Genomic DNA, 2,708 nt, shown 5'->3' with positions numbered 1-2,708 from the left:
GAATGGAGGAAACCCTGTTTTGTTGAAAAAATTAACAGTTGAAGATGTATCGGTACTACGTGAACCACTGGTATCGGGTAGGCAAAGTCCCAATGCACTCGGTGGAGCCCTTTTTTTGGCTGTCTTCATGCAAATCCTGGTTTACTATCTGGAATATACAGTACTGGGAAAAGTGACGAACTTTCCGTATAAAGATCAGATACTTACAGTTCATTTTTGGATTACAGTAGTTTTAGTTATCCTCTCCGCGATATATGCGATTCCGTCTATTTATAAAAGAAGTCAAAAAATGCAATATCTAGTAACTATTTTAGTTTCACAAAATATTTTTGCAGTATTCTTATACATCAGCGGGTTATTTTTAATAGGAGAGAACCAGGAAATTTCAGACAAATCACTGCTGAAATTTGCAATGGTGACATTGTCATTTGGAGTCTTGCTCTTTATTGTTACTGTCATCCGATTTTCTATTTTATTGAGAAGAGGGAAGTATCGAAAGGGATCGAAACGAGATGAACTAAGAGAGAAATTCGAAACAAAAACATATATTCCAGCCGTTATTATTGGAAGTACAGGACTTTTGTTTATCATTCAATTTGCTGTGAGAACTTTCAATTTGGCTGATATCGAGGATGCCGTCATAACGGTTTTAGGCTTTGCTGTCTTTTATACGATGATTTTTGTATTGCCCGAGCAGCTCGTCATCTTGTATTGCAAGTTTCGCTTTAAAAGCTTTAATTTTGATAAGAGAGGTTATTTGGAATCTGAAGACGTAGCTAAGTTGTAGGAAGGTTGGAAATGTAAATAGGTATTTACAAAATGAACCAATGTTTTTATAGTGAATTTTTATAGAGTCGACAGTAATTTTAATACAAGATTGGAGAGTTTAAAAATGAAGAAGTTACTTGGAACTTTATTCGTAGGGCTACTATTAGTGGGGTGCAATACCGATAATGATCAAAAATCGAAGACGGGAGAGGAGGAAAACGTTGGAAAAGAGATAGAGCAACAAGCACTTTCGATGCAAGTATTAAAAGTAGACGAGGAAAATGGTGTCACAGTGGAAGATGGGATATATAAAGAATTGACGGGTCTTCTAGAAGCTAATCCAACGATTGGCGTTGCGAACGATTTTAGTATTCACGCACTTGACCTTGAAAAAACAAAGGAAGGTCGGAGTGTCATTTTATTCTTAGGCATTAACCGGTTAGAAAAGGGAATCAAAGATATTACGTTAGAATACACGTTGGGCGTGGAGACGGAAGGGACAGTAGAATATGTATTCAATCGTGAAGAGATAATCCTACCCGCGCGATATGCAGGTGTTATTCAGCCAAACCATGCGATTCCATTTACCCTCCCGCTAACTCCAAAAGGGGAAGAATTACTTGAAATAATGACCAAGGAAAATAAAGTTATGAGTATTGATAACGCTACATACGAATTGGAAAAATAAAAGAGATGTTACAATTTTTCATGAAGTTGTACCGCTTTTATGTGTAGGGAATTTATGAGGTCTAGATAGCCCAACGCGCGGCGTTCTTCTCCCCGGTTTCATTGAGTGAAGGATTAAAATGAAATATGCGCCACGCTTAGGGGTACCCAGTTGTAAGTAGTGGAGAGTGGAGAGAACCTTATTTTGTTGAAAAGTTTAACTATTGAAGATGTAGCCGTACTACGTGAACCACTGGTATCTGGAAGACAAAGCCCCAATGCACTCGGTGGAGCACTTTTTTTGGGGGTCTTCATGCAAATCCTGGTTTACTATCTGGAATATACAGTACTGGGAAGAGTGACGAACTTTCCGTATAAAGATCAGATACTTGCAGTTCATTTTTGGATTACAGTAGTATTAGTGATTTTCTCCGCGATATATGCGATTCCGTTTATTTATAAAAGAAGTCAAAAAACACAATATCTAGTATCTATTTTAGTTTCACAAAACATTGCAGCAGTATCCTTTTATATCTGCGGGTTATTTTTAATAGGAGAGAACCAGGAGATTCCAGAAAATTCACTGCTGACGTTTACAATGGTGACATTGTCATTTGGAGTCTTGCTCTTTATTGCTACTGTTATCCGATTTTCTGTTTTATTGACAAGAGGGAAGTATCGCAAGGGATCGAAACGAGATGAACTCCGAGCGAAATTCGAAACGAAATCGTATATTCCAGCCGTTATTATTGGAAGTACTGCTCTTTTGTTCATCATTCAATTTGCCGTTAGAACATTCAACTTGGCCGATATCGAGGATGCCTTCATAACAGTCATATGCTTTGTTTTATTCTATACGATGATTTTTGTGTTGCCGGAGCAGCTCCTCATCTTGTATTGCAAGTTCCGCTTTAAAAGCTTTAATTTTAGTGAACGAGGTAGCTTATATAACGAAGAATAAGTAAAGTAACTATGGTGGGTGGACCTATACGGAGATGAGTGTAGGGTCCTCGATGTGTCCAACGAACGAAGGAGTTTCCAACAAAACCTTCGGAGTGTCCAACCAATCCAGAAAAGTGTCCAACGAATTGCTGCGAGCGTCCAACCAGTTTTGAGAAGTGTCCAACGAACGAAGGGGTGTCCAACGAAACCTTCGAGGTGTCCAACCAATTCAGAAAAGCGTCCAACGAACGAAAGGGTGTCCAACCAAATCTTCGGAGTGTCCAACCAACTCAGAAAAGCGTCCAACGAAATGCCGCGGGTGTCCAACCAAT

General features: G+C 38.9%; 3 protein-coding genes. All 3 read left to right on the top strand.

Annotation, left to right across the window (positions count from 1 at the left end):
* Window positions 1-787, top strand: a 787-nt coding sequence (locus tag I2484_RS20895) for a hypothetical protein (protein WP_255551644.1), incomplete at its 5' end; no start/stop codon positions are given.
* 105 nt (window positions 788-892) lie between these two features.
* On the top strand, window positions 893-1,456 hold the full coding sequence (locus tag I2484_RS20890; protein ID WP_207152973.1) for a hypothetical protein: 564 nt from the start codon (window positions 893-895) through the stop codon (window positions 1,454-1,456).
* A 183-nt stretch (window positions 1,457-1,639) separates the two neighbouring features.
* Window positions 1,640-2,395, top strand: a complete 756-nt coding sequence (locus I2484_RS20885) for a hypothetical protein (protein WP_207152972.1) — start codon at window positions 1,640-1,642, stop codon at window positions 2,393-2,395.
* Window positions 2,396-2,708 lie beyond the last annotated feature (313 nt).

This window comes from Sporosarcina sp. E16_8 (genome assembly GCF_017347095.1).
GTDB lineage: Bacteria > Bacillota > Bacilli > Bacillales_A > Planococcaceae > Sporosarcina.
Note: the sequence above shows the minus strand (reverse complement) of the source record. Positions and strands in the feature narration are given on the sequence as shown.

Coding starts and splice junctions, on each gene's coding strand:
- I2484_RS20890 (WP_207152973.1), top strand. CDS start 893: ATGAAGAAGTTACTTGGAACTTTATTCGTAGGGCTACTATTAGTGGGG.